This window comes from Paenarthrobacter sp. E2MeOHC11, assembly GCF_058744955.1.
On record NZ_CP196673.1, the window covers coordinates 954819 to 981286 of the forward strand.

At 64.0% G+C, this 26468-nt stretch carries 27 protein-coding genes; 14 read left to right on the forward strand and 13 right to left on the reverse strand.

All coding sequences use genetic code 11. The annotated features are described in order from the left end of the window. Positions 1-6 precede the first annotated feature (6 nt). The 12 genes from ACSSVG_RS04385 to ACSSVG_RS04440 all read right to left on the reverse strand — a co-directional run bounded on the left by ACSSVG_RS04385 (position 7) and on the right by ACSSVG_RS04440 (position 11563). Positions 7-1356, reverse strand: a complete 1350-nt coding sequence (locus ACSSVG_RS04385; protein ID WP_231341198.1) for an MFS transporter — start codon at positions 1354-1356, stop codon at positions 7-9. Between the two features lie 146 nt (positions 1357-1502). Continuing rightward, positions 1503-2267: an SDR family NAD(P)-dependent oxidoreductase gene (locus ACSSVG_RS04390; protein ID WP_253466875.1), complete on the reverse strand. Its 765-nt coding sequence runs from the start codon at positions 2265-2267 to the stop codon at positions 1503-1505. A gap of 22 nt (positions 2268-2289) precedes the next feature. Further along, the gene (locus ACSSVG_RS04395; RefSeq protein WP_492417536.1) at positions 2290-3279 is read right to left on the reverse strand and encodes a 3-hydroxyacyl-CoA dehydrogenase family protein; all 990 of its coding nucleotides are present in this window, start codon (positions 3277-3279) and stop codon (positions 2290-2292) included. A 2-nt stretch (positions 3280-3281) separates the two neighbouring features. Further along, complete coding sequence (locus tag ACSSVG_RS04400) at positions 3282-3764, reverse strand: ribose-5-phosphate isomerase (RefSeq protein ID WP_231341200.1); 483 nt, start codon at positions 3762-3764, stop codon at positions 3282-3284. Then, entirely contained in the window at positions 3761-5527 is a 1767-nt protein-coding gene (dhaL, locus tag ACSSVG_RS04405; protein WP_492417538.1) for a dihydroxyacetone kinase subunit DhaL, read from the reverse strand. Before dhaL ends, ACSSVG_RS04400 begins: the two co-directional genes overlap by 4 nt. Positions 5528-5531: 4 nt before the next feature. Beyond that, a complete protein-coding gene (locus tag ACSSVG_RS04410; RefSeq protein ID WP_231341202.1) occupies positions 5532-6533 on the reverse strand; it encodes a sugar phosphate isomerase/epimerase family protein in 1002 nt (333 codons plus the stop codon). Between the two features lie 180 nt (positions 6534-6713). Beyond that, positions 6714-7412: a GntR family transcriptional regulator gene (locus ACSSVG_RS04415; RefSeq protein WP_253466864.1), complete on the reverse strand. Its 699-nt coding sequence runs from the start codon at positions 7410-7412 to the stop codon at positions 6714-6716. Positions 7413-7557: 145 nt separating this feature from the next. Beyond that, positions 7558-8628, reverse strand: coding sequence for an alkene reductase (locus ACSSVG_RS04420; protein ID WP_492417540.1), 1071 nt, complete (start codon positions 8626-8628; stop codon positions 7558-7560). A gap of 107 nt (positions 8629-8735) precedes the next feature. After that, positions 8736-9377 (reverse strand): SIS domain-containing protein, encoded by a 642-nt coding sequence (locus ACSSVG_RS04425; RefSeq protein ID WP_253466859.1) that lies wholly within the window; start codon positions 9375-9377, stop codon positions 8736-8738. A 5-nt stretch (positions 9378-9382) separates the two neighbouring features. Further along, entirely contained in the window at positions 9383-9874 is a 492-nt protein-coding gene (locus ACSSVG_RS04430; RefSeq protein ID WP_492417542.1) for a hypothetical protein, read from the reverse strand. A 106-nt stretch (positions 9875-9980) separates the two neighbouring features. After that, positions 9981-10319 (reverse strand): hypothetical protein, encoded by a 339-nt coding sequence (locus tag ACSSVG_RS04435; protein ID WP_253466852.1) that lies wholly within the window; start codon positions 10317-10319, stop codon positions 9981-9983. Positions 10320-10576: 257 nt separating this feature from the next. After that, the gene (locus tag ACSSVG_RS04440) at positions 10577-11563 is read right to left on the reverse strand and encodes an SDR family oxidoreductase (RefSeq protein ID WP_492417544.1); all 987 of its coding nucleotides are present in this window, start codon (positions 11561-11563) and stop codon (positions 10577-10579) included. Between the two features lie 108 nt (positions 11564-11671). On the opposite strand from ACSSVG_RS04440, the gene ACSSVG_RS04445 reads away from it, so the two are divergent. Beyond that, complete coding sequence (locus tag ACSSVG_RS04445) at positions 11672-11857, forward strand: CsbD family protein (protein ID WP_018777112.1); 186 nt, start codon at positions 11672-11674, stop codon at positions 11855-11857. A 161-nt stretch (positions 11858-12018) separates the two neighbouring features. On the opposite strand, the gene ACSSVG_RS04450 is transcribed toward ACSSVG_RS04445, so the two are convergent. Beyond that, on the reverse strand, positions 12019-13746 hold the full coding sequence (locus tag ACSSVG_RS04450; RefSeq protein ID WP_492417546.1) for a purine-cytosine permease family protein: 1728 nt from the start codon (positions 13744-13746) through the stop codon (positions 12019-12021). Between the two features lie 194 nt (positions 13747-13940). Here ACSSVG_RS04450 and bioB point away from each other — a divergent pair, with 194 nt between their 5' ends. The 13 genes from bioB to ACSSVG_RS04515 all read left to right on the forward strand — a co-directional run bounded on the left by bioB (position 13941) and on the right by ACSSVG_RS04515 (position 26424). Next, on the forward strand, positions 13941-14975 hold the full coding sequence (gene bioB, locus ACSSVG_RS04455) for a biotin synthase BioB (RefSeq protein ID WP_253466846.1): 1035 nt from the start codon (positions 13941-13943) through the stop codon (positions 14973-14975). Beyond that, on the forward strand, positions 14972-15190 hold the full coding sequence (gene bsaP / locus ACSSVG_RS04460; protein ID WP_492417547.1) for a biotin synthase auxiliary protein BsaP: 219 nt from the start codon (positions 14972-14974) through the stop codon (positions 15188-15190). Before bioB ends, bsaP begins: the two co-directional genes overlap by 4 nt. Continuing rightward, entirely contained in the window at positions 15187-16512 is a 1326-nt protein-coding gene (gene bioA, locus ACSSVG_RS04465; RefSeq protein ID WP_492417549.1) for an adenosylmethionine--8-amino-7-oxononanoate transaminase, read from the forward strand. Before bsaP ends, bioA begins: the two co-directional genes overlap by 4 nt. 8 nt (positions 16513-16520) lie before the next feature. Then, positions 16521-17678 (forward strand): 8-amino-7-oxononanoate synthase, encoded by a 1158-nt coding sequence (locus tag ACSSVG_RS04470; RefSeq protein WP_492419139.1) that lies wholly within the window; start codon positions 16521-16523, stop codon positions 17676-17678. Then, the gene (bioD, locus tag ACSSVG_RS04475) at positions 17675-18358 is read left to right on the forward strand and encodes a dethiobiotin synthase (protein WP_231341212.1); all 684 of its coding nucleotides are present in this window, start codon (positions 17675-17677) and stop codon (positions 18356-18358) included. The genes ACSSVG_RS04470 and bioD overlap by 4 nt, the downstream gene beginning before the upstream one ends. Beyond that, a complete protein-coding gene (locus tag ACSSVG_RS04480; protein WP_492417551.1) occupies positions 18355-19524 on the forward strand; it encodes a cytochrome P450 family protein in 1170 nt (389 codons plus the stop codon). Before bioD ends, ACSSVG_RS04480 begins: the two co-directional genes overlap by 4 nt. Before the next feature lie 65 nt (positions 19525-19589). Continuing rightward, positions 19590-20081: a very short patch repair endonuclease gene (locus ACSSVG_RS04485; RefSeq protein ID WP_492417553.1), complete on the forward strand. Its 492-nt coding sequence runs from the start codon at positions 19590-19592 to the stop codon at positions 20079-20081. 336 nt (positions 20082-20417) lie between these two features. Next, entirely contained in the window at positions 20418-20798 is a 381-nt protein-coding gene (locus ACSSVG_RS04490; RefSeq protein ID WP_231341215.1) for an Hpt domain-containing protein, read from the forward strand. A gap of 90 nt (positions 20799-20888) precedes the next feature. After that, positions 20889-21488, forward strand: a complete 600-nt coding sequence (locus tag ACSSVG_RS04495) for a helix-turn-helix domain-containing protein (RefSeq protein ID WP_189015422.1) — start codon at positions 20889-20891, stop codon at positions 21486-21488. A 164-nt stretch (positions 21489-21652) separates the two neighbouring features. After that, positions 21653-22984: an MFS transporter gene (locus tag ACSSVG_RS04500; RefSeq protein WP_253466831.1), complete on the forward strand. Its 1332-nt coding sequence runs from the start codon at positions 21653-21655 to the stop codon at positions 22982-22984. 10 nt (positions 22985-22994) lie between these two features. Continuing rightward, positions 22995-24368, forward strand: coding sequence for an FAD-dependent oxidoreductase (locus ACSSVG_RS04505; RefSeq protein ID WP_492417556.1), 1374 nt, complete (start codon positions 22995-22997; stop codon positions 24366-24368). Then, complete coding sequence (locus ACSSVG_RS04510; protein ID WP_492417558.1) at positions 24365-25621, forward strand: CaiB/BaiF CoA transferase family protein; 1257 nt, start codon at positions 24365-24367, stop codon at positions 25619-25621. Before ACSSVG_RS04505 ends, ACSSVG_RS04510 begins: the two co-directional genes overlap by 4 nt. Beyond that, positions 25618-26424: an enoyl-CoA hydratase-related protein gene (locus ACSSVG_RS04515; protein ID WP_253466823.1), complete on the forward strand. Its 807-nt coding sequence runs from the start codon at positions 25618-25620 to the stop codon at positions 26422-26424. The genes ACSSVG_RS04510 and ACSSVG_RS04515 overlap by 4 nt, the downstream gene beginning before the upstream one ends. Positions 26425-26468: the final 44 nt, after the last annotated feature.

Below are 26468 nucleotides of genomic sequence, written 5' to 3' on the forward strand. Positions count from 1 at the left end.
CACGATCTACTTGCCCAGCAGTTCGTCGGCCTTGTTGCTGAAGCGCTTGGTACCGAACATCAGCAATGCCGCAACGAAAGGCAGGACGCCCAAGGCGTAGACGCCCATGGTTCCCGTGTCCGAGGCCGTGACCTGGTTGACCGTGGTGCGCAGGATCGGGGCGACGAACCCGCCCAGGTTTCCAAGGGAGTTGATCAGCCCGATGCCGGCAGCCGCGGCAGTTCCGGTGAGGAACGCCGTCGGATACGACCAGCAAATGGGACCGGTGGACAAGAAGCTGCACACCGCCAAGGTGATGAAGATGATGCCGAGCGCGGGCAGCTGGTTGGCGCCCGCCCACGCGGATCCGAAGATGCAGAGCCCCGTGGAGATGAACAGTGCCGTGCCCCAACGGCGACGACGCGCCACCGTGTTGGCGGCCTTGCCGATGAAGTAGCAGGCGAAGATTCCGAAGAACCACGGGATAGCCGCAAGAAGTCCGACGGCGATGCCCACCTTTTGTCCGGTCAGCTGCGCCACCTGCTGGGGCAGGTAGAACGTCACACCGTAGACCGCTACCTGCAGGCAGAAGTAGATGACGGTGAAGTACCAGACGCGGCCGTTCCGCATGGAGGCCAGGACGCCCCGGGGACCCGTTTCCTCCTTGACAGTGTCTTCGAGTGCCATGACGTCGGACAGCGCCTTTTTCTCTTCCTTGGTCAGGAACTTGGCGTCCTGTGGGCTGTTGATAAGGAAGAAGTAGGCGGCGATACCGGCCAGGACGGCCAGCATGCCTTCGACGAAGAACATCACCTGCCAGCCTGCAACGCCCGGGACCTGGTCACCGATGTTGATGAGCCAACCGGACAGCGGTGCACCCATCATCTGGGAGAAGGGCTGGGCCAGGTAGAAGATGGCGAACATCTTCACTCGGACCTTGTTGGGGAACCACGCCGCCAGGAACATGATGACGCCCGGGAACAACCCGGCCTCAGTGACGCCCAGCAAGAACCGGAGAATGATGAACGACGTCTCGCCCTGCACGAAAGCAAAGCACGCCGAGACGATGCCCCACGTGATGGCGATGCGGGCGAGCCACACCTTGGCCCCGAACTTGGTGAGCAGCAGGTTGCTGGGGATCTCGAACAGCGCGTAACCGATGAAGAAGATCCCCGCGCCCAGGGCGTAGGCGCCCGCTGTGATGCCCTTGTCCACTTCCAGCGCTGCTTCTGCGAAGCCAACGTTGGTGCGGTCCAGGAAGGCCACCACGTACAGGATGACGAGCATCGGCATGAGCCGCCGTGACGCTTTGGAGATCGCCGATTTGAGGACCGGCGTATCCAGCAACTCCTTGGTGGAATTGGTGGCAACAGACATTGAAACTCCTCTTTGAGTGACAGGAAACAACTAATGCAGCCGCGGTCAGCGCGGGAAGAAAATGAGCACCATGCCCACTGCGCAGGCAAGGATGCCCACGGCAAGGTAGATCTTGCGTTCTCTTGTCCAGGTCCGCATGGGGGCGCCTAGTGCATGTACAGTCCGCCATCCACATTCAGCGTCTGGCCGGAGATGTATCCGGAGTCCTCGCTGATGAGGAAGGCGATGGCGGCAGCAATGTCGCGGGTGGAGCCCACCCGGTTCACCACAAGGTCCTTGGTGAGTTCGTCCTTGCGTTCCTGGCTCAGGGTGCCGCCCATGATGTCGGTGTCGATGGGGCCGGGGGAAATGGCGTTGACGGTGATGTCGTACTCACCCAGCTCACGGGCGGTTGCGCGGGTCAGGCCGATGACGCCGGCCTTGGCCACCGAGTACGGGGTCTTGGAGAAGGTTCCGCCGCCACGCTGGGCGGAAACAGAGGAGATGTTGACGATGCGGCCGATGCGGTTCTTGACCATGGACTCGGCCGCGCGGCGGGTGGCGTAGTGGACGCCATTGAGGTTGATGTTCAGGACCCGGTCCCATTCGGCCGGTTCAAGTTCGAGGTAACCAACAGGCGAGCTGACTCCGGCAACATTGGCCAGGGCGACGATCTGCGGCAGTTCTGCCTCCAGTTCGTCAATGGCGGCGCGGACCTCGGCCTCGCTGGCCACGTTGGCGCCAACGCCGTGGGCCTGGACGCCGTATTCCGCGGCGATTTCCTTGGCTGCGATCTTGCAGGCGGCGTCATCCAGGTCGATGATGCCGATGTTCCAGCCTTGGGCGGCCAGGTAGTTGACTGTTGCGCGGCCGATGCCGCGTTCGGAAACGGCGCCGGTGACGATTGCGGTGCGTTCTGCGGGGAAAGTCATGTGTTTACTCCTGAAGGAAGGGTTAGTTGATGGGGGCCGGGCCGAGCTCTTCAATGAGCTTCTGCATAGCGACGTAGGCCTTGTTGCGGTAAGCGATGAGTTCGGGCGTGCGCTCGGCGGGGACGTTGAGGAACCCGGCGCCGGTCTTGGTGCCGAGCTTGCCTGCCTCAACCAGGTCCGACAGGATCTTCGGCGTCGCGAAGCGTTCCGGGAATCCTGTTTGCAGCGACTTGTAGCAGAAGTTGTAGACATCCAAACCGGCCATATCCGCGATGGCGAACGGACCAAAGAACGGCAAGCGGAAGCCGAATGTCGTACGGACCAGGGTGTCGACGTCGTCCGCTGTTGCGATGCCCTGCTCCACCAGCTGCGCCGCTTCGTGGAAGAGCGCGTACTGCAGGCGGTTGAGCACGAAACCGGTAACGTCCTTGACGACGGCGGTCTGTTTGCCGGCCGCGTGGACCAGCTCGCGGGAGGCGGCGACGGTAGCGGCAGCGGTGCCGGCGTGCGGGATGACCTCGACGCCAGGAATGAACGGCGACGGGTTGGAGAAGTGGACGCCCAGGAAACGCTCCGGCTTGGTGACGGCCTCCGCGAGCGCACCAATGGAGATGGTGGAGGTGTTCGAACCGATCACGGCGTCCGGGCGGGCCGCGGCACTGATCCGGGCGAGGGTCTGGTGCTTGATCTCCAGGACTTCGGGAACGGCTTCTTCGATGAAGTCGGCGTCCGCGACTGCTTCCTCAATGTCCTTGGCGGCCCACAGGTTCTGCTTGAGGATTTCCGTGGAACCCGCTGGGAAGAGTCCGTCGGCAATGAACTGGTCCGACTCCACCAGGAGGCGGTCGAAGTTCTTCTGCGCGATCTCGGCAGAGACATCGGCCAGGGCAACACGCGCCCCGCCAAGAGCCAAGACCTGGGCGATGCCGCCACCCATGTAACCGGAGCCGACGACGGCGATCTTCCGGGCTGCGTTCTTCGAGGAACCTTCGGTTGCTTCAGGAGTGGTCATGATCAGACTGCCTTCGTGTAGTCGGGCTCGTACGAGCAGATGGCATCCACCTTGGCGGCGGAAGATGAGGTGTGGTCGAAGCGGTGGTCGAGCCACTCCCCTACGAGCTTTTTGGCCAGTTCCAAGCCAATCACCCGCTGGCCGAGGGTGAGGACCTGGGCGTTGTTGCTCAGCACCGAACGCTCCACGGAGTAGCTGTCGTGGGCGGTGACCGCGCGGATTCCTGGGACCTTGTTGGCTGCAATAGCAACCCCGAGCCCTGTGCCACAGATCAGGAGTGCCCTGTCTGCCTCGCCCTCGGCCACTTTGCGGGCGGCGTCAACGGCGACGTGCGGGTACGCGGTGGAGTCGTTGAAACCAACGCCGACGTCGGTCACCGATGCCACGCGCGGGTCCGCCTCCAGCAAGGCGAGAAGTGCCTGCTTGTACTCGACTCCGGCTTCGTCATTGCCAACGACGATGCGCCAGCCTTGGGTGTTGCTCATGCTTGGGCTCCGTTTCCGGCCGTTGCCGACAGCTCTCCGGCTGAGGCAACCGTGGCCAGTTGTGAATCGATGAACTGTGAAATCCTGGCGGCAATCAGCCCGAAGGAGACTGCCCCGGGGTCGGGATGGCCCAGGCTCTTTTCCGCGAGGGGACGGGCCCGGCCCTTGAGGGGACGCAGGTCCGCGGTCTTCGCGGCAGCTGACTGGGCCGCCGCGGCGGCGACCGCCAGGGCCCGGTCAACGGGAGCGCCGCCGTCGAGCTCCGTCTGGAAGGCGTCCCTGAACGGCAGGAGCGCGTCCACCATGGTCTTGTCCCCCGGCTCGGCCTTGCCGAGTTCGGTGATGGCGCGGACGAAGGCATTGACCGCGACCGCTGCGTCCTGCGCCGCGTATGCATCCCGGTTGCCCAGTGCTTGTCCGGCGGCGATAACTGCCGAGCCCCACAGGGCTCCGGACGTGCCGCCGGCGCGTTCGCTCCAGGCCTCTCCGGCCGTGGTCAGGATGCGTGCTGCAGACGAACCGGACACGCTTTCCCCGGCCGCCGCTGCGGCATCCACGCCACGGCGCATGCCGATTCCGTGGTCGCCGTCGCCAGCAATGGCATCCAGCTTGCCGAGCTCTTCCTCATGGTCCACCACGACGTCCCGCACCTGGGCGAGGATGGCAAGAGCCAACCGCCCGAGGTCAGCCGCAGCTGAGGTGGTCTGTTCTGCGTCGGCGGTTTCGGCGTCGTCGATTACCGCGTCAGCGCGAGGTGCGCGGGGCGACATGCTGCCCTTGCGGAACGCCGGGGTGTCGGCAGGCGCAGCCCAGTACTGTTCCAATTCCTCGTCCAACCACAGCAGGGTCAGGGACAGTCCGGACATATCCAGGCTGGTCACCAACTCGCCGCATTCCGGTTCAACGACGGTGAGCCCGGCCGCGGTCAGCAGCTTTTCGACCTTGCCGAACAGCAGGAAGAGTTCGTCGTACTTCACCGTGCCAAGTCCGTTGACGATGGCAACCACCCGGTCACCTGCGTCCTCGGGCTTGTCGTTGAGGAGTTTAGAGACGAGAAGTTCGGCCAGCTCGGACGCTGTTGGCATCGGGTGCTCGGAGATGCCGGGCTCGCCGTGAATCCCGAGGCCGAGCGACATCTGCCCGGCCGGCACGTGGAACAGCGGATCCTTGGCGCCCGGCAGTGTGCACCCGTCAAAGGCCACACCCAGCGAACGGGTCCGGTAGTTGGTCTTGATGGCCAAACGCTCGACGTCGTCAAGGTCCAGTCCCGCTTCGGCCGCGGCACCGGCGATCTTGAAGACCGTCAGGTCACCGGCAATGCCACGGCGTTTCCCGAGTTCGCCGATCGGAGCACTGGCGATGTCGTCCGTGACGGTGACCGTGCGTGTTTCGATGCCCTCGGCGTTGAGCCGGAGCTGGGCCTGGCCGAAGTGCAGGACGTCGCCGGCGTAATTGCCGTAGCTCAGGAGGACTCCGCCTCCGGCGTTGGCAGCCTTGGCCACCCGGTACACCTGGCCTGCGGCCGGGGAAGCGAACATGTTCCCGCAGGCCGAGCCCGTCGCGAGTCCGGGTCCGACGAGTCCGGCAAACGCCGGGTAGTGTCCCGAACCGCCGCCGACCACCAACGCCACCTGGCCGGCAGGGACTTCAGTGGAGCGGACGACGCCGCCATCAACGCGGGCAACATAGCCACGGTTGGCCGCAACGAAGCCGTCCAACGCTTCATCGGCGAAGTCTGCCGGGTTGTCGAAAATCTGTGTCATGTTCCTAAACTCCTGCGAGCTGCGTGGCTGGTTCCTGGCGCCCCTGCGCTACCTGGCTCTTGCCGAGTTCGTAGCCTTCGCTCTTGGGCAGGACGTGGCGGCGGAGGTAGTCCTGGTTGCTGGCCGTGACGCTCAGGCCGTCGCCGCCGTAGTGCTCGGTGCAGAGGATGCCCTGGAAGCCCACGGAGAGAGCCAGTTTGAAGGCTTCGCGGTAGTTGATGAGTCCGCTTTCCATCGGGGCCGGCATGGTGATGTAGCTGTCACGGGCAACGTCTTCGTCGCGGATGTAGTTCTTCATGTGCCAGTAGTTCGAGTACGGCAGGGTCTTTGCCACCATCTCGCGCCAGTCCTCGATGGGCCGGTGCAGTCGGATGAGGTTGCCGAGGTCCGGGTTGAGGCCCACGTTGGCCAGGCCGATGTCCTGGACCAGTTGAACTGAAGAGTCAGCGGTTCCGAGGTACGTGTCCTCGTACATTTCCAAGGAAAGGAGGATGCCGGCGTCTGCTGCGTGCTGGCCGAGCTCACGGAGGCGGGAGACGGCGTTGCCCCACGCTTCCTTGTCCCCCACCGGGTCCTTGTATCCCTCGACGGTCCAGAACCACAGCTGCTTCTGCTGCTCCGGGGTGATGGCCTGGTGGAGTCCAAACGATACGACTTCGCAACCGAGCTCCGCGGCGGCGTCAATGGTCCGGTGGCTGTACGCCAGGTTCTCGGCCCAGTCCGTCGCGTGGATGACGCTGCGGCGGATGGCAGAGATGACCGGAACACCGATGCCCACTTCATCAGCGGTCTGCTTGAACTCGGCGAGGCGATCCTTGCTGAGGTCGCCCGGACGAACCCAGCTGTCAGTGAGGTCCGCGTTGGCAAAACCTGCGTCCTTCACTTCCTGGAGGACCGAGGCCCAAACGGAAGCATCGGCGTCGTTGACCTGCTGCCCCGCGGCGTCGGTGCCCGGGAACTGCAGGAGGGCCGCGGTAATGGGCCAATTCTCGGCGGTGTACGCCATGACGATCACTCCTTCGTGGAATCCTGTTTCCTATAGGATTTACGAATCAAGCAAGACTGTCAACCCTTTTCCGGAACTTCCTAGATCCTATATGTCTTACATATGCATGTGAAGGGGGTCACTGTGCGCACAAAGAAGGCCCGCCAGCGCAGCCGGCGAGCCCCTTGTCTAGTCCCGTGCTTAGTCCTCCGGCGCGTCAGCCATAGCCCGGCCACGGACCTTTTCGACGTGGTCAACCATCATCTCCGCGGCCTTCTCCGGGTCGCCGCCGAGCATGGCGTCAAGCACAGCCTGGTGCTCTGCAATGGCTTGCTCCGCATCAGTGATGCCCACTCCCCCGAACAGCCGGAAGCGCTGGATCTGGCCACCGAGGGTGTTGTAGGCCGCGAGCAGGAACTGGTTGTTGGCCTGCGCGGCGATGAGCTGATGGAACCGCTCGTCTGCCTCAAGGTAGCTGCGGTACTCGGCAAACGTGCCCCCACGAGGGGCGGTCTTGAGATCCTCCACGGCCCGCTTCAGGGCGTCCAATCCGTCCGGCGTCATGCGGGAACAAGCCAACTTGGCGTTAACGGGCTCGATGGACAGGCGGGCTTCCATGAGCTCCGCAAAGTCCTCCCGGGTGAATACGGGCGCCACCCGGTACCCTTTCAGCGCAACGCGCCGGACCATGCCAGTGTGCTCCAGGCGAGCCAGGGCTTCGCGCACCGGAGTGGGAGAAACGTCGAGTTCGCGCGCCATCCCGTCGATGCTCACGGCCGCCCCGGGCTCCAGGCGGCCGTCCATGAGCCACTCGAGGAGCGCTTCATAAACGTGGTCGGCCAACACTTGGCGGCTGACGGGAAAACCAGCGCGGGCACCAGCCGGGGAAGGATCAGACATGCCACAAATCCTATAGGAAAGCAGGCGCGGGACCGGTCATATTCCGCGCGGGCGGCCGCAAGGTTAAACCACGACGTCGGCACCCGGGCGGGCGCCGACGTCGTGGTTCTGCTGAGGTGCTTTGGCCTAACAGCGGATGACGGACCTAGTTCGCGTAGAACGGGTAGTCGGTGTAGCCCTCGGCGCCGTCGGCGTAGAAGGTGGAGGCGTCCGGCTCGTTGAGCGGCAGGCTTTCGCGCCAGCGGCGGGCGAGGTCCGGGTTGGCAATGGCGGGGCGGCCGACCACCACGGCGTCCGCGAGGCCGCCTTCGATGATGGCGAAGGCTTCGTCGCGGGTCGTAATTTCGCTGAACCCGGTGTTGACAAGGAACGTCCCATTGAAACGCTCCCGGAGATCCTGGACCAGGCTGCTCTTGGGGTCGTGGTGCAGGATGCTCAGGTAAGCGAGGTTCAGCGGTGCGATGGTGTCCACCAGGACTTCATATGTTGCCCGGACGTCAGCGGCATCGGTTTCCGCGATGCCCTGGACGTTGTGCTCCGGGGAAATCCGGATGCCCACACGGTTGGCACCGAGGGCTTCCACCACGGCGTTGACGGTCTCGATCACGAAGCGGGCCCGGTTCTCCGGGGAGCCACCGTAGCTGTCCGTGCGGATGTTGGAATTGGGCGCAAGGAATTCGTGCAGCAGGTAACCATTGGCGGAGTGGAGTTCCACGCCGTCGAACCCTGCCTCGATGGCGTTCTTGGATGCGGTGACGATTTCCTGAATGACACCCGGCAGTTCGTCGGTGCGGAGTTCGCGCGGGACCGGGTACGGCTGCTTGCCGCTGGGGGTGCGGACTTCGCCGTCGATGGCGACAGCGCTGGGACCAACGATCTCATTGCCGCCCGTGATGTCCGAGTGCGAAACGCGGCCACCGTGCATGACCTGCGCGAAGATGCGCCCACCCTCGGAGTGAACGGCCTCGGTGACTGTCTTCCAACCCGCGATTTGTTCGTCGGTGACGAGTCCGGGCTGTCCCGGGTATGACTGGCCGGCCGGAACCGGGTAGGTACCCTCGCTCACGATCAGCCCCAGGGAAGCCCGCTGCCTGTAATGCTCGGCGATCAACGGACCCGGCACGCCATTCTGACCCGCACGAAGACGCGTCAGGGGCGCCATCACCAGTCGGTTGGAAAGTTCAAGCTCGCCGAGGGCCAGGGGGGAAAACAGCATGCGCAGTTCCTTTCAGAATGAAACAGGTTCACTCTGCCCAACTGCAAGGCGTCTGCAACTATTCCGATAGAGGCGCAGATCACACGCACGTGTCAGCGCGGGAGGACTTACTCCGCGTTGCGGTTCTTCAGTGCGTCATCGAAGCACTCACAGAGGGCCAGCACCGCGACGAGGTGCGCTTCCTCCGCGTGGGCGGGGTCCGTGTTGACGCAGATGGCCTCATCGACCGACTGCGCCAGGTCCTTGGATTCCTTTCCGGTCAGAGCCCACACCCGCGCTCCACCAGACTTCGCGGCGGCAGCAGCATCCCTGAGGTCCTCGGTGATTCCCTTCGCGGCGAGCAGCACCACAATGTCTCCGCGTCGGACCTGATCCGAGATCCGGGCACTAATACTTCCTGCGGCCCCATCTGATCCGTCGGCGCCTTTGGGGATGTAGATCGCTTTGAAACCGGAACCGTCCCCGGGATCGTGGGCGGCAAGCTCGGAAGTGAATCTCTGGGCCTCGTGCGAGGACCCGTCACTGCCCGCGGCAAAGACAGTTCCACCGCGCAGCCTGACAAGTGCCAGCTGTTCGCCCCATTCGGCGAGCCTGGAAGATTCGCGCCGCAGTGCCGCTACTGCCGGGCCGATCTCCCCCAAATGCCCCAAAACGACGTCAACCGCGTGCCGGCTCGCCTTCGACTCAGCCGAGCGCACCGCCTGACCTGTTCGTCTCACCACGATGCTCACTTCCTGCCTCCGTTCCATGGAAACTATGAATTCCTGTCACCCTCGCGCGTTGAATCGTCACGCACTGAATCGTCACGTCCGTTGCGGTCGCGCCTCAGGCGCGCACCGTCGTCGACCGTTGCCTGGTCCCGACCAGTCGCGCGCTCCGTATGCTCATCGCGTTCCTCGTCTGCCCCGCGGCCATCCCTGACGTTGGGGTCCAGCTTGTCAGCGTGCCGAAGGTGCTCCTCGACCCGCTCATGCGCCTCGCCGGCCTTCTCCGCGTGGCGCTCCGCGTCCTTGCGAAGCCGGTTCGCCTCGACTTCCGCCTGGAGCGCGGCCGCTTCAGCCTGCGCCGACTCGGCTTTGGCTTGGTGTGCTCCGATGGCTTCCTCGGCTGCCTTCTCACGCAACTCCTCGGCCCGGTGCCGGTTCATCTCCGTTCTCGTACGGCGTCCGATCACCACTGCGGCAATCACCACAGCAATAACGACGACGGCCAACACGATAATGAGAACCAGTTGTCCCGTGTCCATGTGCACTACCTCCTGATGGGCGGCTTTTATGGGCGCCGCTCGTGGCCCACGCTGTGCTTGATACTCGAAGTGTGGCCCAATCAGACCATCTCGAAACTACGGGCTCTCAGGCCGGCAGCTCCATCCGGAATCCGCAGCGGCATTGAATCACGCGCGTCTTCAGGTAAACGTCCAGCAAGCCGTCGTCCACGTCCTCAGTGGTCATGGGGGCGTATACGCTCCGGGTGGACGATTTCGCGAAGGTCATGGCTTCTCCGCAGTGAAAGTACGTCCCACCGAATTGGAGCAACCCGGAAACGCTTCCGCTGCGGTTGAGGACCGCGGCAACGTCATGGAACGCAGCGTTGTGGGCGTACGACGCCTCGCAGGCCAGGCAGCTATAGGACACCCGGACCATCAAATCGCCGGCATGCGGGTCAATGGATTCGATGGTTTCCAGATCCAAGTGATCAGCGGACCGGCATTGGCTGCACCGGAGGGGTTCGGCGTGAGGACGGGTTGCGTCCCCTGGAACCAGAGGGTTTTTCATTGACGGCAATGCGGACACTCCTCGGTCATCTCTGCCCGAAACTCTCCCTTGCCCACCATGTTAACACCGATGGTCAGATTACTTATGGTTTTATTTGCCGGTAGTTTCGGGATGGCCGGCGCTCACTCAGCGTCGAAGACGTCCCTGATCCCACGTTTTGAACCCCCGGACGATCAGGCCAAATGCTTCCCACCCGTGACGCCAATGACCGATCCCGAGATATAGCTGGAATCCTCACTGGCCAACAACACATAGGTCGAAGCAAGTTCGGCCGGCTGCCCCGCACGGCCCAGCGGGGTGTCCTGCCCGAACGCCTGGATCTTTTCCACGGGCTGGGTGGGCGGCTGCAGCGGGGTCCACACCGGACCTGGGGCCACAGCGTTGACGCGGATGCCCTTCGGCCCCAGTGATTCCGCCAAGGAAAAGGTCATGCTGTTGATCGCTGCTTTGGTAGCGGCGTAGTCGATCAGGGACGGGCTTGGGTGGTAGCCCTGGATGGACGAGGTGTTGATGATGGCGGAGCCCGGCTGCAGGTGAGGGAGGGCAGCCTTGGTGAGCCAGAACAGGGCGTAGACATTGGTCTTGAACGTCCGGTCAAACTGATCGGTGCTGAGGTCTTCGATTCCTTGGCTTGTTGTCATCTGGAACCCGGCGTTGTTCACCAGGACGTTGAGCCCACCGAAATCCATCACGGTCTGGGCAATGACCTCCTGACAGAACTCCTCGTCCCGCAGGTCGCCTGGTAATGCCAATGCCCTGCTTCCGGCGTCTTCAATCAGCTGGACCGTGTGCTCGGCGTCCTGCTCTTCTTCGGGCAGGTAGGTGAACGCAACATCGGCACCTTCCCGGGCAAAGGCGATGGCCACGGCCTTGCCGATTCCGCTGTCGCCGCCGGTGATCAGGGTCCGGCGGCCCAGCAGGCGGTGGTGGCCCACATAGCTTTGCTCGCCATGGTCGGGCCGTGGGTTCATGGCCTCGGTCCAGCCGGGGTAATCCTGGGTTTGTGGCTCGAATTCACCCGACGGGTATTTGGTGCGGGGATCCGCGCTCTCCCCGTCAGGAGCGTAGGACCCGGACGCCACATTGTTGACCAAGGCCATGGCGATGTCCTCGTCAAGGTCTGTCTTCTCCGTTTGTTCGTTCCGGATCTCCTCAGCCATGGTCTCAGTGTAAGCATCCTGACTATTTTTGGAGTCCATTCAGGAAGTACCCAGAATTGCTCGATAGCCTAGCAATTGTCAGCGTTTGATTACATCGAAGGAGGGCCCATGGGACTCGGAGACAAGATCAGCAACAAGGCACAGGAAGTCACCGGCAAGGCAAAGGAAGCCTTGGGCGACGCCACCAACAACGAGAAACTGCAGGCCGAGGGTGTCGCTGACCAAGCGGCGGCCAAGACCAAGCAGGCCGGCGAGAACGTCAAAGACGCCGCAAAGGACGCCTTCGACAAGTAAGCCCCTGGCCCCGCAAACACAGCACTAAACACACAGCAGAACGCCCCGGCTCCTTTCCTGGAAGCCGGGGCGTTCTGCGTGCACCCAAGTAGGTCGCAGATCAGGTCCTACTGAGCTCTCAAAACGACCTGCTCTGACACCTGGTTGGGTTCGGGAAGAGGCTACTTTTGGGCCGGGAGCACCAGCTCGCCCGACTTATCCGTGGACAAGGCAAGGGACGAGATGTACTGGGGTTCGCCGTCGGGCCCGTCCTGACCGGACCGGAGCATGTCCGGGCGTTCGAACTCAAGGCCCGTGACGTGGCAGAGAAGCTTCGCGTCGCTCGGGTTGCCGTCGGCATCGAACATGGGGAGGTCGATGCCGTCGTCAGTCCGGCGCAGGTAGTAGCGGCCCTTCGTGGCAAGGGCGAGAACGGGCGGCAGCACCAGGGCCAGACCCACCGCGAAGATGGGCGAGAACGGCTGGACACCGGAACCGAACGCCCCGAAGAACACCGCGATGGAGACTCCCGCTGAGACCAGCATGGACACGAAGCCCACCGGGTTCACGGCGTAGAGCATGCCGCGGCGGAACTCCGGAACCTTGGGCGAGATCTTCAGCAGGTACTTGTTGATCGCGATATCGGAGGCAACCGTGACCACCCAGGCCATAGCGCAGTTGGCGTAGAAACCGAGGATGGTGTTGAGGAACTCGAACATGTTCGACTCCATCAGGATCAGCGCGATGACCAGGTTGACCACCACGAACACCATGCGGCCCGGGTAGGTCTTGGTGATGCGGGTGAAGGAGTTGGTCCAGGCCAGCGAACCCGAGTAGGCGTTGGTGACGTTGATCTTGATCTGGGAAATAACCACCAGCACCACAGCCAGTGTCATCGCCAGCCATGCCGGCATCATCTCCTCGTAGACGCCCAGGAACTGGTGGACCGGCTCATTCGCGGAAGAAGCAGCTGCGGGGTCCAGCTTGGCAATGAGGTAGATCGCGATGAACAGGCCAATGATCTGCTTGATGGCACCGAAGATGACCCAGCCCGGTCCGGCGAGGATCACGGCGCGCCACCAGGCACCCTTGTTCTCGGCGGTCTTGGGCGGCATGAAGCGAAGGTAGTCGATCTGCTCAGCGATCTGCGCCATCAGGGACAAACAAACACCTGCGGCCAGCATCACCGAGGCCAGGTTGGGGCCGCCCCCGCCGGACGCGCCGGTGAAAGCGAAGAAGGCATCGATACTCTCGGGGTGCGACAGCAGCAGGTAGCCAACGGGAACCACCATCAGCAACAGCCAGAGCGGGGTGGTCCACACCTGCAACGTAGCGAGTGTCTTCATCCCATAGATCACCAAGGGAATGATGATGATGGTGGACACTGCGTAGCCGATCCATTGAGGGATACCCAGGCCCAACTGCAACCCCTGGGCCATGATGGAGCCCTCGAGGGCGAAGAAGATGAACGTGAAGGTGGCGAAGATGATGTTGGTGACCACCGAGCCGTAGTAGCCAAAGCCCGAGCCTCTGGTGATGAGGTCAAGGTCGATGTTGTACCGGGCGGCGTAGTAGGCCAACGGGAACCCGGTGGCGAAGATGATCACGGCCGCCACAATGATGCCAAAGATCGCATTCACCGTTCCGTACGCGATGCCGATGTTCGCGCCGATCGAAAAGTCGGCCAGGTAGGCGATGCCACCCAGCGCGCTCGTGGCCACCACACCGGCGCTCCACTTCCGGTAGGAGCGCGGGGCGAAGCGGAGCGTGTAATCCTCCAGGCTCTCCTTCGCTGCACTCATTGCGTCGGAGTTGCCGGCTGCTGGAGCACCCGAGGTGCCGGTTCCGACGGCGGTGCTTGCCGCCGTCGTCGGCTCCAGTGTGGCGGTACTCGTCTTGTCGTCGATCATTCGTGGTCGCTTTCGTCGGGGTCTGTGCCTCGCCCCCGACGCTAGTCACGCAGCGCGTCAATTCAGTCACGTCCATGTTTCACAGCTGTAACTTCTGCACCAGGCGCCCTGGGCAGTCAAGTCCAAAATCAACCACCCGCGTTTGTACGCACCCCACAAAATCGCCCTTCACCAGCGCGGATACCGTCAAGGACATGAGCACCCAAGCAACCCAGGAATCCCGGGAAACCACCACCTACGCCATCCTGGACACCGCCCGCGAGCAGGTCCTCGAACGCGGCGAGGGCCTGACCGAAGCCCAACTCATCGAGATCCTTGAGCTCCCCGACGACGCCATCCCCGCAGCCCTGCAACTGGCCCACGAGGTTCGCCTCAAGCACTGCGGCGAGGACGTGGAAGTGGAGGGCATCATCTCCATCAAGACCGGCGGCTGCCCCGAGGACTGTCATTTCTGCAGCCAGTCCGGCCTGTTCGACTCCCCTGTACGCGGTGTCTGGCTGGACATTCCGGAACTGGTCAAGGCCGCCAAGGAGACCGCCGCCACGGGGGCCACGGAGTTCTGCATCGTCGCAGCCGTGCGCGGGCCCGACATCAAGCTCATGAACCAGATCAAGTTCGCGATCGACCGTATCAACGAAGCAGTGGAGATCAACATCGCCTGCTCGCTTGGCATGCTCACGCAGCGGCAAGTGGACCAGCTGGCCGAGTGGGGCGTCCACCGGTACAACCACAACCTTGAAACGGCCCGGAGCTACTTCCCCGAGGTTGTGACCACCCATAGCTACGAAGAACGCCTGGAAACGTGCGCCATGGTCAAGGCCGCCGGCATGGAACTGTGCTGCGGCGCCCTGATCGGCATGGGCGAATCAGTGGCCCAGCGTGCCGAACTCGCAGCCCAGCTCGCGGCCCTTGAACCCCACGAAGTCCCGCTCAACTTCCTCAATCCCCGCCCCGGAACACCCCTGGAGAACCAAGGCATCATGGACGGCAAGGACGCCCTCCGTGCCATCGCGGCGTTCCGGCTCGCCATGCCCCGCACCGTGCTCCGCTATGCCGGCGGCCGTGAACTCACCCTCGGCGACCTCGGCACCCGCGAGGGCCTGCTCGGCGGAATCAACGCTGTCATCGTGGGCAACTACCTCACCACCCTGGGGCGCCCCGCGGACGCCGACCTGAACCTGCTGGTGGAGCTCAACATGCCCATCAAGGAATTCCAGAAGTCGCTGTGACCACCGCAGACTTCCAACAGTTTTGCGGGCATTGCGGCGGTAACGTCCATGGCAGCGGTGACAGCCCGACGTCGGACTCCCAGCAAAACTGCCACCAGCGGCTGGCGATGGAGCCGCCGCGCTTCTGCCCGCAGTGCCGCCGCCGCATGAAGGTCCAGGTCACGCCGCTGGGGTGGACCGCGGACTGTTCCAGGCACGGACGGCTGGCATCATGAGCACGCTGATCGAGCGTGACCGCGCGAGCCTATGGCACCCTTACGCGCCTGCCTCCCCGACGCTTCCCCTGTGGGAGGTGGAAGCGGCCGACGGCGTGGCGCTGCGGCTTCGCGACGAACGGGGACGAACGCATGAGGTGCTGGACGCGATGTCGTCGTGGTGGTCGGTGATCCACGGCTACCGGAACCCCGTCATGGATGCCGCCCTCCAGCGCCAGCTCAGCAGTTTCAGCCACGTGATGTTCGGCGGGCTCACGCACCAGCCCGCCGTGGAACTCGCGGAAAGCCTGCTGTCCATGGCGCCGGGCGAACCGGGGAGGCGCCTGGAACGGGTGTTCCTGGCAGATTCGGGATCCATCTCGGTCGAGGTCGCGCTCAAACTGGCGGTGCAGTTCCAGACGGCAACCGGCCGGCCCACGCGGCAGAGTTTCCTGACCATCCGTGGCGGTTACCACGGGGACACGTTCGCGGCCATGGGCGTCTGCGATCCTGTGGACGGCATGCATTCGTCCTTCCCAGGGTTGCTGGCCCGCAACGTCTTCGCGCCCCGCCCACCTGCGGCCGCAACAGCCACCCCCGCCGGAATCGAGGAATGGCGGGCCGCCGTGGAGCGCCTTGCCGTGGAGCATTCCAACGAACTCGCCGCGATTATCGTGGAGCCATTGCTTCAAGGCGCAAGCGGCATGTTCATGTACCCGGCCGAGTGCGTTCGGATCCTGCGTGGGATCGCGGACCGCCACGGACTGCTGCTGATCCTGGACGAGATCGCCACGGGTTTCGGGCGAACCGGTGAACTCTTCGCCGCGGACCACGCACGCGTCGTCCCGGACATCATGTGCGTCGGCAAAGCGCTCACCGGCGGTTACCTCACCTTGGCTGCGACGCTGTGTACCGGCGACGTTGCCCGGGCGGTATCTTCCGGAGGCGCCGGGGCACTCCTGCACGGTCCCACCTTCATGGCCAATCCCCTGGCGTGCGCCGCCGCCAACGCAAGCCTCGGCATCCTTGCCACGGGAGCTTGGCGAGAGGACGTGGAACGCGTTGGCACCGCACTTGCCGAGGGTTTGGCCCCGGCGATGACGCTCGACGCCGTTGCCGGCGTCCGTACCTTCGGCGCCGTGGGCGTCATCGAATTGAGGGACGCGGTGGATGTGACCGCGGTGACGAAGGCCGCCGTCGAGCACGGCGTGTGGGTTCGCCCGTTCCGGAACCTGGTCTATGCGATGCCGCCGTACATTAGTTCCGCCGTTGAAGTGCGCGCGATGGCCGCTGGCATGGTGGCCGCCGTGGCGGAAACCTCCCACCAGGTGGTGGCCGCGTGAGCACTGCCATGGCCACGTGGCTGCAGGAACAGGCCCGGGTCCGCGAGCGCCGGGGTTTGGTGAGGACGCCTCAAGTTCGCCGGGCGGACCACCGGATGATCGACCTCGCCAGTAACGACTACCTCGGCTTGGCCACGGATCCCAGGCTCGCCGAAGCCGCGCGGGAAGCCATCGCCAAGTGGGGCACGGGCGCCACGTCGTCCCGACTGGTAACGGGCACCACCGCGCTGCACCTGGAGTTGGAGCACGGACTCGCTGAGCTGACAGGGATGGACGCCGGGCTGGTTTTCTCCTCCGGTTACCTGGCGAACCTTGGAGTCACTACCGCCCTCGGCGGCCCGGGGGCATTGATTGTTGCCGACACGCAGTGCCATGCCTCGCTGATCGATGGCTTCCGGCTGAGCCGCTCCGAGGTGAAGGAATTCACGCACAACAGCGTGGCGGACGCGGCGGAAAAACTGGCCAAACGTACCCAACCACGGGGGATCATCGTCGTGGAGTCCATTTATAGCGTGGGCGGGGATGCCGCACCGCTACTGGAACTCCTGGACCTGGCCGAAGCCCATGACGCCGTGCTGCTGGTTGACGAAGCCCACAGCCTGGGCGTCGCGGGCTCCGGGAAGGACGCCGGACGTGGCGCGATCGCGGGAACCGGATTGGCCGGCCATCCCAACGTCGTCGTCACAGCCACCCTGTCCAAGGCACTTGGCAGCCAAGGCGGTGCCGTGCTGGGCCCAGCCCTGCTCAGGGAGCACCTGGTGAACAGGGCCCGAAGCTTCATCTTCGACACAGCACTCGCTCCCCCGGCGGCGGCCGCGGCGCTCGCTGCCATCGGCGTCGTGCGTGCCGAACCGTGGCGTGCAGCGGCTGTCCACCACAACGCAGCTGCCATGGCTGCCCACCTTCAGCCTGCGCTGGAGAGGCTCGGCAGCGCCGTCGAACGCTCCGCCGGAGCAGTCCAGTCCATCCCGATGCCCTCCGCTGCAGAGGCTCTCGCTGCCAGCGGGGCCGCCCATGCGGAGGGCGTCCTTGTGGGGTGCTTCCGCCCACCGTCCGTCCCGGATGGGGTGTCCCGCCTTCGCCTCACGGCCAGGGCCACCCTCACCCCGGCTGACATCGACCACGCCTGCGCGACGTTGCGCGGCATTCTGGAGAGAACATCATGAAACTGCCTCCCATCGTCCTGGTCACCGGCACCGATACCGGCGTCGGTAAGACCATCACGACGGCGGCCGTCACCGCTGCCCTTCATCAGAGGGGCCGGACGGTTGCCGTTTACAAGCCCTGCCAGAGCGGAAATGTGGTGGGCGATTCCGATTGCGCCGAGGTGACCCGCTTGGCGGATCCGCTCACGACGGAGGCTGGCGTCGTTCTCCAAGAGCCCATGGCACCCGTCCCTGCAGCCGTCCTCGATGAGGTCACCCTGCCACTGCTGGACGTTCACGCCGGACGGATCCGTGAGCTGTCAGCAGCGCACGATCACGTGCTGGTGGAGGGCGCCGGCGGACTGCTGGTGGAGTTGGATCACGACGGCGGGACGCTGGCCGATCTGGGAACCCGGCTGGGCGATTCGGCTGCTTTTGTTGTGGTGGCGCGGTCCGCCCTGGGCACCTTGAACCACACGGCGCTGACGCTGGAGGCCTTGGACCGAAGGACCTTGCCGGTAGTGGGAGTGGTTCTCGGAAGCTGGCCGGTGACGCCGGGCGCGGTGGAGCGGAGTAACAGGGCTGCCATCACCTCGTGGCCGGTTCCATTCCTTGGTGCCATCCCGGTTGATGCCTCCGGACTGGATCCTGCCGATTTCCGCGCCCATTCATGCGCATGGCTTGAGGGGCTGCCGGCATGAGCGCGGCAGCAACCACCGAGGTGGGTCTTCCCGAGTCCGGCGCCTGCCCTTACCGGGTGCTCCGGAACCCGGATACTGTCCGCGAAGTGCTGCACAGGCCGCAGGACTTCAGCCCGGCCAACGCTCTGCTGGCCGTGACGCCGTTGAGCGGACGGGCGCTGCGGGTGCTGCAGAAGGCCCGGTTTGCGCTTCCGCCGGTCCTGGCCAGCAACGACACCGGGACACACGCAGGCATCCGCAAGGTAGTGGCGGGTTTCTTCACGCCAGCCAAAGTGGCAGCGATGGAACCCCGCATTCGTGCCTTGGCGCGCGAAGCAGCTGCCCGTGCCGCGCAACTGATGGCCTCCGGAGGGAGCGTGGACCTGGTGCAGGCCGTGGCCGCCGATCCCCCGGCCATCGTGATGCTGGAGATGCTAGGGTTGCCGGTCCGCGACGTGCCGGCGTTGAAAGCGTGGAGCCTGGACTCGTTGGAACTGTTCTGGGGCTGGCCGGATGAGGACCGGCAACTCGAGCTGGCCCACAGCGCCGCTGACTTCTACTCCTGGCTCAGGGAATTGGTGTTGGAATCGGTGGCATCGCCGGAACCCAACCTCTTCAATGCGCTGGCCCGCCACGGTCTCAGCACTCCCGGGATCTGCTCTCTGGGCTACTTCCTACTGATCGCTGGACAGGAGACCACCACGCAACTGATCAGCACCACGTTGTTCCGCCTGGCCGAAGGGTCCCGTGGCATCTCCTGGTGCGAAGCCGCTTCCGCCTCCAAGGCCCGCGACCTGGTCCGCCACGTCCTTGCAACGGAGTCGTCCGTGCCCACGTGGCGACGGGTGGCCAGCCAGGACACGGAGCTGGACGGTCAGCGTATCCCGGCGGGTGAGGAGATTCTCTTGGAGCTGACGGGCAATCATGGATTCCCTTGGGCAGATACTGCCGGCGCCGATACTGCCGGCGCCGATCGTCCGGGCCCCACACCCTACGGCCTCGCCTTCGGCTCCGGGATCCACCGGTGCCTGGGTGCCAAGCTCGCCGAGCTGGAGGCCGCCGTCGTCGTTCATGAAACGGCAGCTGCCCTCAAGGGTGTCCGGCTTCGGGACTCAAACCCGGATTGGCTCCGGTTGTTGTCCTTCCAGGCGCCCAGGACAGTAACCCTGGAGTTTTTGTACAGCTAATGCCTCTAAAACCCGGTCTTAGGGGCAAGAGGTGTACAAAAACTCCGCCTGGGTAGGCTGGATGCATGGGCGAGAGCCGGGACCTCCTGACGCCTGATCAGCGCAGCCGCAACATGTCCAAAATCCGCGGCAAGGACACCAAACCTGAGTTGCTGGTCCGCAAGCTCCTGCACGCGAAAGGGTACCGGTACCGGCTGCACGGCCAGGCCGGGGCGGCGAAGCTGCCGGGGCGTCCGGACTTGGTGTTCGCGGGACGGCGCAAGGTCATTTTCGTCAACGGCTGTTTCTGGCATTTCCATGACTGCCGGGTCGGGCAGCATGCGCCAGCGGCCAATGCCGGGTTCTGGGAAGCCAAGCGAACCCGGACCCGTCAACGCGATGCCGAGCAACGGGAGCAGCTGGCTGCGGGAGGCTGGGACGTGCTGACGGTATGGGAGTGCCAGCTGAAGGACCGGTCAGTACTGGAAGACCGGCTCACGGAGTTTCTGGATGGGCAGCCTGGGAACCCCTCCGGCTATCGCGCAGGCGGAGCAGATGGGGCGGACGTGACCGACTGATCAGTAGCTGCGGGACGGGTGCTCTGTTCCCAGAGTGCGAACGCTGCGGTGCCACCGATGCCAAGGAGAACGGTCATGCAAAAGACGATGATGACCATGAGGCCTGGTGCTGGACGAGCACTACTGTTCATGCTGTTTCCCGTTCCTTGATTCAAGCCTGGAATCCCCCGGATCCGCGATCTTTCAGCTGCTCGTCCCAACTCTGTGGGCCGGTGATCAAGACTCCCTCTGAGTCCGCTCAAGATTGGATCAAGCTTTGCTTTTATGGCGCGTCGGCAGTTGAACGGGTCCTACTGTTGAATCGTGAATCTATTGTTTGGAGGCGGGAGGAGTCTGGTGTCTGAGTATGACGAGTGCACAGACGCCCTGGTGGATCGCACCGTCCTGACCGAACTCCAGGCTGAGCTTGGCGGAGACCAAGCCATCATCGGCGCCTTCGTCCGTAACTACGTAGCCCTCCTGCCGTGGCGGGTTTCGCGGCTTCATCGTGCCTTGGAAAACCTGGACATGGAAGACGCCATGGACGCTGTCCTGAGCTTGAAGACCTCCAGCCACATGGTGGGTGCCATCTGCATGAACCGGCTGGCGACAGAGCTCGAGATCAGCATCCGGCTCCTGCCCAACGCGGACCACCTTTACGAACTCGCTCCGCAGGTCAGCGAAATCGACCTTTACGTGCGCGGGACCATCAGCGAGCTTGAAACACCACTCCTGTAAATTTCTTCACCTTATTGAAGAGAAACCATTGACTCGCTAAAGATCTTCACTATAGTTGTGTGAGTTAGCTCACCAACGAAGGATGCGGCAATGACTACCGAGACTCCTGCTCCACCGGCCACCAGCGAACTGCTGGCGACCGTCGGAAACAAGGTGCGCACCATGCGCAAGGCAAAGGGAATGACCTTGGCCCAACTCTCGGACATCACCGGCCTTAGCCAGGCGATCGTCAGCCAAATCGAACGCGGCATGGCCAACCCTTCCTTCACCACACTCGCTCAATTGGCCCACGGCCTGGACATCCCGGTGGGAAGATTCTTCATCGGCCAGGAAGAATCCAAGTCTCCCGTGGTCCGCAGGTCCGATCGACGCAACCTTAAGAACGTCACCCGCGAATCCGTGGGTGAAGCAGTGCACGAGCTGCTCACCCCGAACCGCGACGGCAGCATCGAAGCGCAGTGGATCAGCACGCCCCCAGGGCACGACACCAGCGACACCCCCTTTACCCACAGCGGTGAAGAGTTCTGCTACATCATCTCCGGCCGTAAGGACGTCTATCTCAACGGCGTCTGCTACAGCCTTGAAGAGGGCGACTCCATCACCTACTCCTCAGAGATTCCCCACTGGTACAAGAACAGCTACGAAGAGGTATGCGTAGCCATCTGGGTCAACGCACCACACGCGTGGTAACCCTGCCGCCCCGACACGGCGCCAGCGTTTTCCCTTAACTGTCCGGACACGACACCGTGGCCGCTGACAATCCTTGCCACTTTCGCATCAAGCGCCTTCTCCAACAGGCGTTCCTGCGTCATACCCTCCCACGCCCTCCTGGGCGTCAGCGTAAGGACACTTCCATGCTCGACACCACAACGACGGACAACGTAGTCCCATCACCAAGCACCACCCATTCATCTCCCCGGAAGAACGCAAAATTCACCCCGGAAGTCCGCAAAGGCCTGCTGGGCCTGGGCCTCGGAAACGCCCTGGAATGGTACGACTGGATGGTCTTCGGACTCCTGTCCGCCTTCATCGGCCCCAACTTCTTCCCCAACACCGATCCACTCTCCGCAACGCTGAACGCCTTGGCCGTGTTCGCCGTCGGATTCGCGTTCCGTCCCCTGGGCGGCATCCTGCTGGGAACCCTGGCCGACCGTATCGGCCGCCGCCGCGTCATGCTGCTCTCCATCATGTTGATGGCCGGAACAACGCTGATCATCGCCGTCACTCCGAGCTATGCGACCATCGGCCCCGCTGCGGGAATCATCCTGCTGGTTTGCCGCGTCCTGCAAGGCATTTCCACCGGCATTGAGGCTCCGCTGTCCACCTCGCACGCCGTTGAACTCGCCCCAGAGGGTCGGGAAGGCTACGTGGCCGGCATCATGTCCTTCTACGTCAACATCGGCATCCTGCTCGCCTCGCTCATCAGCTTCCTCTGCAGCCTGGTCCTGGGCGGAGCCGCCATGGCCGACTGGGGCTGGCGCGTACCGTTCATCATCGGCGCCCTCTTCGGATTCGTGGTTCTCTACCTCCGCCGTTCCCTGCCGGAAACGCTCAAGGCCGAGGAAATGGCCACCAACACCCCCCGCGCAGTGTGGTCCGGAGTCCGTAAGCACTGGCTGTCCGTCCTGGCCATCATCTTCGTGGTGGGCGCAGCACAGGCCTACAACTACGCCTGGAACGTCGGGCTCCCCAGCGCAGCACGCAGCGGATTCAAGGAAGATCCCACCGCCGTCTTCGCCCTCACCACCATCCTGGGCGTCATCCTGGTGGTCGGCAGCTGGGTCATCGGCAAGCTGGCCGACGGCAAGGCAATGTCCAAGTGGTTCCTCGTCACCCGAATCCTTGCCATCCCGTCCGTATTCCTCATGCTGATGTACGTCCAGCCAGGCATCGGCGGCTTCGCGGCCGTACTTCTTGGCGGCTCCATTGTCCTGGTCCTGAACATGACCCTCTACAACGTGGTCAGCTCGTCCCTGATGCCCAAGAACATCCGCGGCACGGGCGTGGCCCTGGGCTACGGCATCGGCGTTGCCCTCTTCGGCGGCACTGCTTCCTATCTTCTGGTCTGGTTCCAATCGCTGAACCTCACCTGGGTTTTCCCGGTCTACGTGGCCGTCCTGTCCATCCTCAGCATCGTCTTCTACCTCGCCGCACGCCGCAGCAACGGCATCTTCGTCGGAAAGTAAGGAACCTCCCATGAACGCTCTGAACTCACTGGAACTCAGCACCACGACGGCGGACCTCACCGCTCCGGTCATCTCACGCTCCAATGTCCTGGTAGTTGGTGGTGGTCCCGCCGGCGTGGCCGCTGCCGTCACCGCGGCCCGTTCGGGCGCCAAGGTCACCCTGCTGGAACGCTACTCATCCTTGGGCGGCCTCGCCTCCGGCGGTATGGTCCTGGTTCTCGATGACATGATCAACGGCCAGGAAATCACTGTCACGGGCATCGTCTCCGAGTACGTCGAACGCCTCCAGAAGCTCGGCTTGGCAATCGTCCCGCCGGCAGATGACCGCAAGACCTCCGAGGAACTCTGGAACAAGTGGGGCCGCTACGGCACCTTCGACTTCCACTCCCACACCAACCCCAAGCCCATCTGCTACGCCGCCGCCTTCGATCCCGATGGCTGGAAGCGCGTCTCCAACGACCTCGTCCGCGAGGCAGGCGTGGACCTCCGCCTGCACTCCTGGTTCTCCCGCCCCATCGTGGACAACGGCGTGATCAAGGGCGTCATCTGCGAAACCAAGCTTGGCCCACAGGCCTTTATGGCCGACGTCGTCATCGACACCACCGGTGACATCGACGTCGCCTCCCGTGCCGGCGCCAGCTACGCCAAGGACAACTACCTCACCACCTTGGTCTTCCGCCTGGGCAATGTGGACACCAACGCCGCAGAGGCCTTCGAGCAGGCCAACCCCAAGGAAGCCCGCGCCATCAACCGCAAGATCAAGCGCCTCCTTGGCGGCGCCTGGGAACTGTGGTGGCTCAAGACCCCCATCGACGGCGTGGTGTGGTGCAACGCCCCCCACATGACCGGTTTCGACGGCGTCGATCCCGCCGACATGACTGCCGCCGAATTCGCCGCCCGGGACCGCATCTCCGAAGCGGTGGACTACGTCCGCGCCAACCTCCCCGGCTTCGAAAACTGCTACATGCTGGACGTCGCCTCCCAGATGGGCGTCCGCCAGACCCGCCTCCTGCAGGGCGAGTACGTCATGACCAAGGACGACGTCACACAGCGCCGCCACTTCGAGGACACCGTGGCCCGCGGCCGCGACTACTACTACCCGTACCGCTCGCTCCTGCCCAAGGAAGTGGACCAGCTCCTGGTGGCCGGCCGCCACTACTCCGCAACGCCGGAGGCGCAGAAGATGTCCCGCGAGATCCCGCCCTGCATGGCCATGGGCCAGGCCGTCGGCGTCGCAGCAGCCCTCGCCGTGGAGAACAACCTCCTGGTCCGCGACGTCTCCGCGCTGGACATCCAGCAGGGCATGCGCCGCCACGGTGCCGACCCGGGCGACGTCCCGTCGTCGAACGCTACCGTCGACGCAACCGCTGCGGTGCCGGCATGAGCACCGTGACCGTAGAACCGGAACAGCAGGAAAGCACGACGGCGGCACTCGCCGCCGCTGCCCCGGCAACGATGCCGCTCCCACTGGATGGCATCAAGATCGTCGACTTTACGCAAGTGTTCATGGGCCCGTCCTGCACGCAACTGCTGGGTGACTACGGTGCGGACATCATCAAGGTGGAACGCCCCGGCGCCGGTGACATCTCGCGCAACTCCTTCCCGGACCAGGACGGCCAGGACAACCCGATCTTCCTGTCCATCAACCGCAACAAGCGCAGCGTCTCCGTCGACACCCGCACCGAAGAAGGCCGCGACGTGTTGCACAGGCTGCTGGCCGATGCAGACGTAGTGGTCAGTAACTTCCGCTCCGGTGTCATGGAGCGCATGGGCTTCGGCTACGAAGAGCTCAAGGCCACGAACCCGGGGATCATCTGGGCATCGGGCACCGGTTTCGGCCCGGACGGTCCCTACTCGCACAAGGGCGGCCAGGACGCGATCGCGCAGGCATACTCCGGTGTGATGTGGCGGCGCGAGTCCGAGGACACCAAGCCGGCCATCTACCCCACCACCTTGTGCGACTACATCACCGGCATGCACCTCATGCAGGGCATCCTGCTGGCGTTGCGCACCCGGGAAAGCTCCGGAGTTGGCCAGCGTGTGGAGGTGACCATGTATGACTCCATGCTGCACCTGCAGATGCAGGAGGCGTGCATGCAGCTCAACCGCGGTTACGAGGTCAACTGGGGTGCCATGCCCCTGAGCGGCGTCTTCGAAACCACTGATGGTGCCGTGTGCATGGTGGGCGGTTTCACGCCGGACCCGCTGGCCCGGATCTCCGACGCCCTGGGGCTGGATGAGGACCTGACGCAGCGTCCGGAATTCTCCAGCCTGGAACAGCAGTTCAAGAACAAGCCGGCGTTGCAGGCGATCTTCCGGGAGCACATCGCCACCAACTCCACCGAGTACTGGACCCACCAACTCGAGGAGCAAGGGCTGCTCAACGCTCCGGTGCACACCTTGGAGCAGGCGTTGGCGGATGCACAGACAGAAGCCAACGGCATGATCGTGGAAGCCGAACACCCCTCAGTAGGCACGGTCCGGATGCTGAACGCTCCCATCCGGCTCTCGGCAACGCCTCCCAGCATCCGTCGTGCAGCGCCCCGCCTGGGCGAGCACAACGTGGAGGTCTTGTTGGAGAACGGCTTTGACCAGGAAACCATCGAACGCCTGCAGCAGCTGGGGGTCCTCCGATGACGGCTGTTGTGGAGTCCCGCGTTGACACCGTGACCCTGACCATAGAGAACCACGTGGCAACGGTGGTCATCGATCGCCAGCATGTCCTCAACGCCGTCGATGCCACCGCCCAAGCCCGGCTCAACGGGATCTGGGACCAGCTGGAGAACGATCCATCAGTGCGTGTCGTCGTGATCACGGGCGCCGGATCCCGTGCCTTCTCGGTGGGCGCGGACATGTCTGCCTCCGCCGTGGACAAGACGGGCCTTGAATACTGGGCCGGCCTGGATCCCAACGGCTTCGGCGGCCTGAGCCTGCGCACCACCCTCGATATCCCGGTGATCGCCCGAGTCAACGGCTACGCCCTGGGCGGCGGTATGGAGATGGTGCTCGGCGCAGACATCGTGGTGGCGGCCGATACCGCGAAGTTCGGTTTGACCGAGCCTCGCGTGGGGCGGTTGGCGCTCGACGGCGGCATCCACCAGTTGGTGCGGCGGATCCCGCACACGCAGGCCATGGGCATGCTGCTGACCGGCCGGAAAGCCGACGCCGCGGAAATGCACTCCATGGGCCTGGTCAACGAGGTGGTTCCGGCTGAAGAGCTGGACGCCGCGGTGCAGCGCTGGGTGGACCAGATCGTTGCCTGCGCCCCCACGTCGGTCCGGGCAGTGAAGCAGATGGTCACACAGACCACCCATCTCACGGCGAAGGAAGCCCGCGGCCTTCGACTGCCAGCCCTCATGGCTGCCTTGGACAGCGAAGACTCAGCCGAAGGCGTCCGCGCTTTCCAGGAAAAACGCCCGCCTGTCTGGCCGGGCCGCTAAGTAATCCGCCTTCCCGTATTTTGCGGTTTGCACTGAAAGGAACC

What these genes read in the sequence shown, in the direction of transcription:
- ACSSVG_RS04495 (WP_189015422.1), top strand. Translation starts at nt 20,889, where the DNA reads ATGACTACCGAGACTCCTGCTCCACCGGCCACCAGCGAACTGCTGGCG.
- dhaL (WP_492417538.1), bottom strand. Translation starts at nt 5,527, where the DNA reads ATGACACAGATTTTCGACAACCCGGCAGACTTCGCCGATGAAGCGTTG.
- ACSSVG_RS04485 (WP_492417553.1), top strand. Translation starts at nt 19,590, where the DNA reads ATGGGCGAGAGCCGGGACCTCCTGACGCCTGATCAGCGCAGCCGCAAC.
- bioD (WP_231341212.1), top strand. Translation starts at nt 17,675, where the DNA reads ATGAAACTGCCTCCCATCGTCCTGGTCACCGGCACCGATACCGGCGTC.
- ACSSVG_RS04425 (WP_253466859.1), bottom strand. Translation starts at nt 9,377, where the DNA reads ATGGAACGGAGGCAGGAAGTGAGCATCGTGGTGAGACGAACAGGTCAG.
- ACSSVG_RS04390 (WP_253466875.1), bottom strand. Translation starts at nt 2,267, where the DNA reads ATGACTTTCCCCGCAGAACGCACCGCAATCGTCACCGGCGCCGTTTCC.
- ACSSVG_RS04445 (WP_018777112.1), top strand. Translation starts at nt 11,672, where the DNA reads ATGGGACTCGGAGACAAGATCAGCAACAAGGCACAGGAAGTCACCGGC.
- ACSSVG_RS04510 (WP_492417558.1), top strand. Translation starts at nt 24,365, where the DNA reads ATGAGCACCGTGACCGTAGAACCGGAACAGCAGGAAAGCACGACGGCG.
- ACSSVG_RS04500 (WP_253466831.1), top strand. Translation starts at nt 21,653, where the DNA reads ATGCTCGACACCACAACGACGGACAACGTAGTCCCATCACCAAGCACC.
- ACSSVG_RS04480 (WP_492417551.1), top strand. Translation starts at nt 18,355, where the DNA reads ATGAGCGCGGCAGCAACCACCGAGGTGGGTCTTCCCGAGTCCGGCGCC.
- ACSSVG_RS04470 (WP_492419139.1), top strand. Translation starts at nt 16,521, where the DNA reads ATGGCCACGTGGCTGCAGGAACAGGCCCGGGTCCGCGAGCGCCGGGGT.
- ACSSVG_RS04420 (WP_492417540.1), bottom strand. Translation starts at nt 8,628, where the DNA reads ATGCTGTTTTCCCCCCTGGCCCTCGGCGAGCTTGAACTTTCCAACCGA.
- ACSSVG_RS04415 (WP_253466864.1), bottom strand. Translation starts at nt 7,412, where the DNA reads ATGTCTGATCCTTCCCCGGCTGGTGCCCGCGCTGGTTTTCCCGTCAGC.
- ACSSVG_RS04505 (WP_492417556.1), top strand. Translation starts at nt 22,995, where the DNA reads ATGAACGCTCTGAACTCACTGGAACTCAGCACCACGACGGCGGACCTC.
- ACSSVG_RS04430 (WP_492417542.1), bottom strand. Translation starts at nt 9,874, where the DNA reads ATGGACACGGGACAACTGGTTCTCATTATCGTGTTGGCCGTCGTCGTT.
- bioA (WP_492417549.1), top strand. Translation starts at nt 15,187, where the DNA reads ATGAGCACGCTGATCGAGCGTGACCGCGCGAGCCTATGGCACCCTTAC.
- ACSSVG_RS04440 (WP_492417544.1), bottom strand. Translation starts at nt 11,563, where the DNA reads ATGGCTGAGGAGATCCGGAACGAACAAACGGAGAAGACAGACCTTGAC.
- ACSSVG_RS04385 (WP_231341198.1), bottom strand. Translation starts at nt 1,356, where the DNA reads ATGTCTGTTGCCACCAATTCCACCAAGGAGTTGCTGGATACGCCGGTC.
- bioB (WP_253466846.1), top strand. Translation starts at nt 13,941, where the DNA reads ATGAGCACCCAAGCAACCCAGGAATCCCGGGAAACCACCACCTACGCC.
- ACSSVG_RS04515 (WP_253466823.1), top strand. Translation starts at nt 25,618, where the DNA reads ATGACGGCTGTTGTGGAGTCCCGCGTTGACACCGTGACCCTGACCATA.
- ACSSVG_RS04400 (WP_231341200.1), bottom strand. Translation starts at nt 3,764, where the DNA reads ATGAGCAACACCCAAGGCTGGCGCATCGTCGTTGGCAATGACGAAGCC.
- ACSSVG_RS04450 (WP_492417546.1), bottom strand. Translation starts at nt 13,746, where the DNA reads ATGATCGACGACAAGACGAGTACCGCCACACTGGAGCCGACGACGGCG.
- ACSSVG_RS04410 (WP_231341202.1), bottom strand. Translation starts at nt 6,533, where the DNA reads ATGGCGTACACCGCCGAGAATTGGCCCATTACCGCGGCCCTCCTGCAG.
- ACSSVG_RS04395 (WP_492417536.1), bottom strand. Translation starts at nt 3,279, where the DNA reads ATGACCACTCCTGAAGCAACCGAAGGTTCCTCGAAGAACGCAGCCCGG.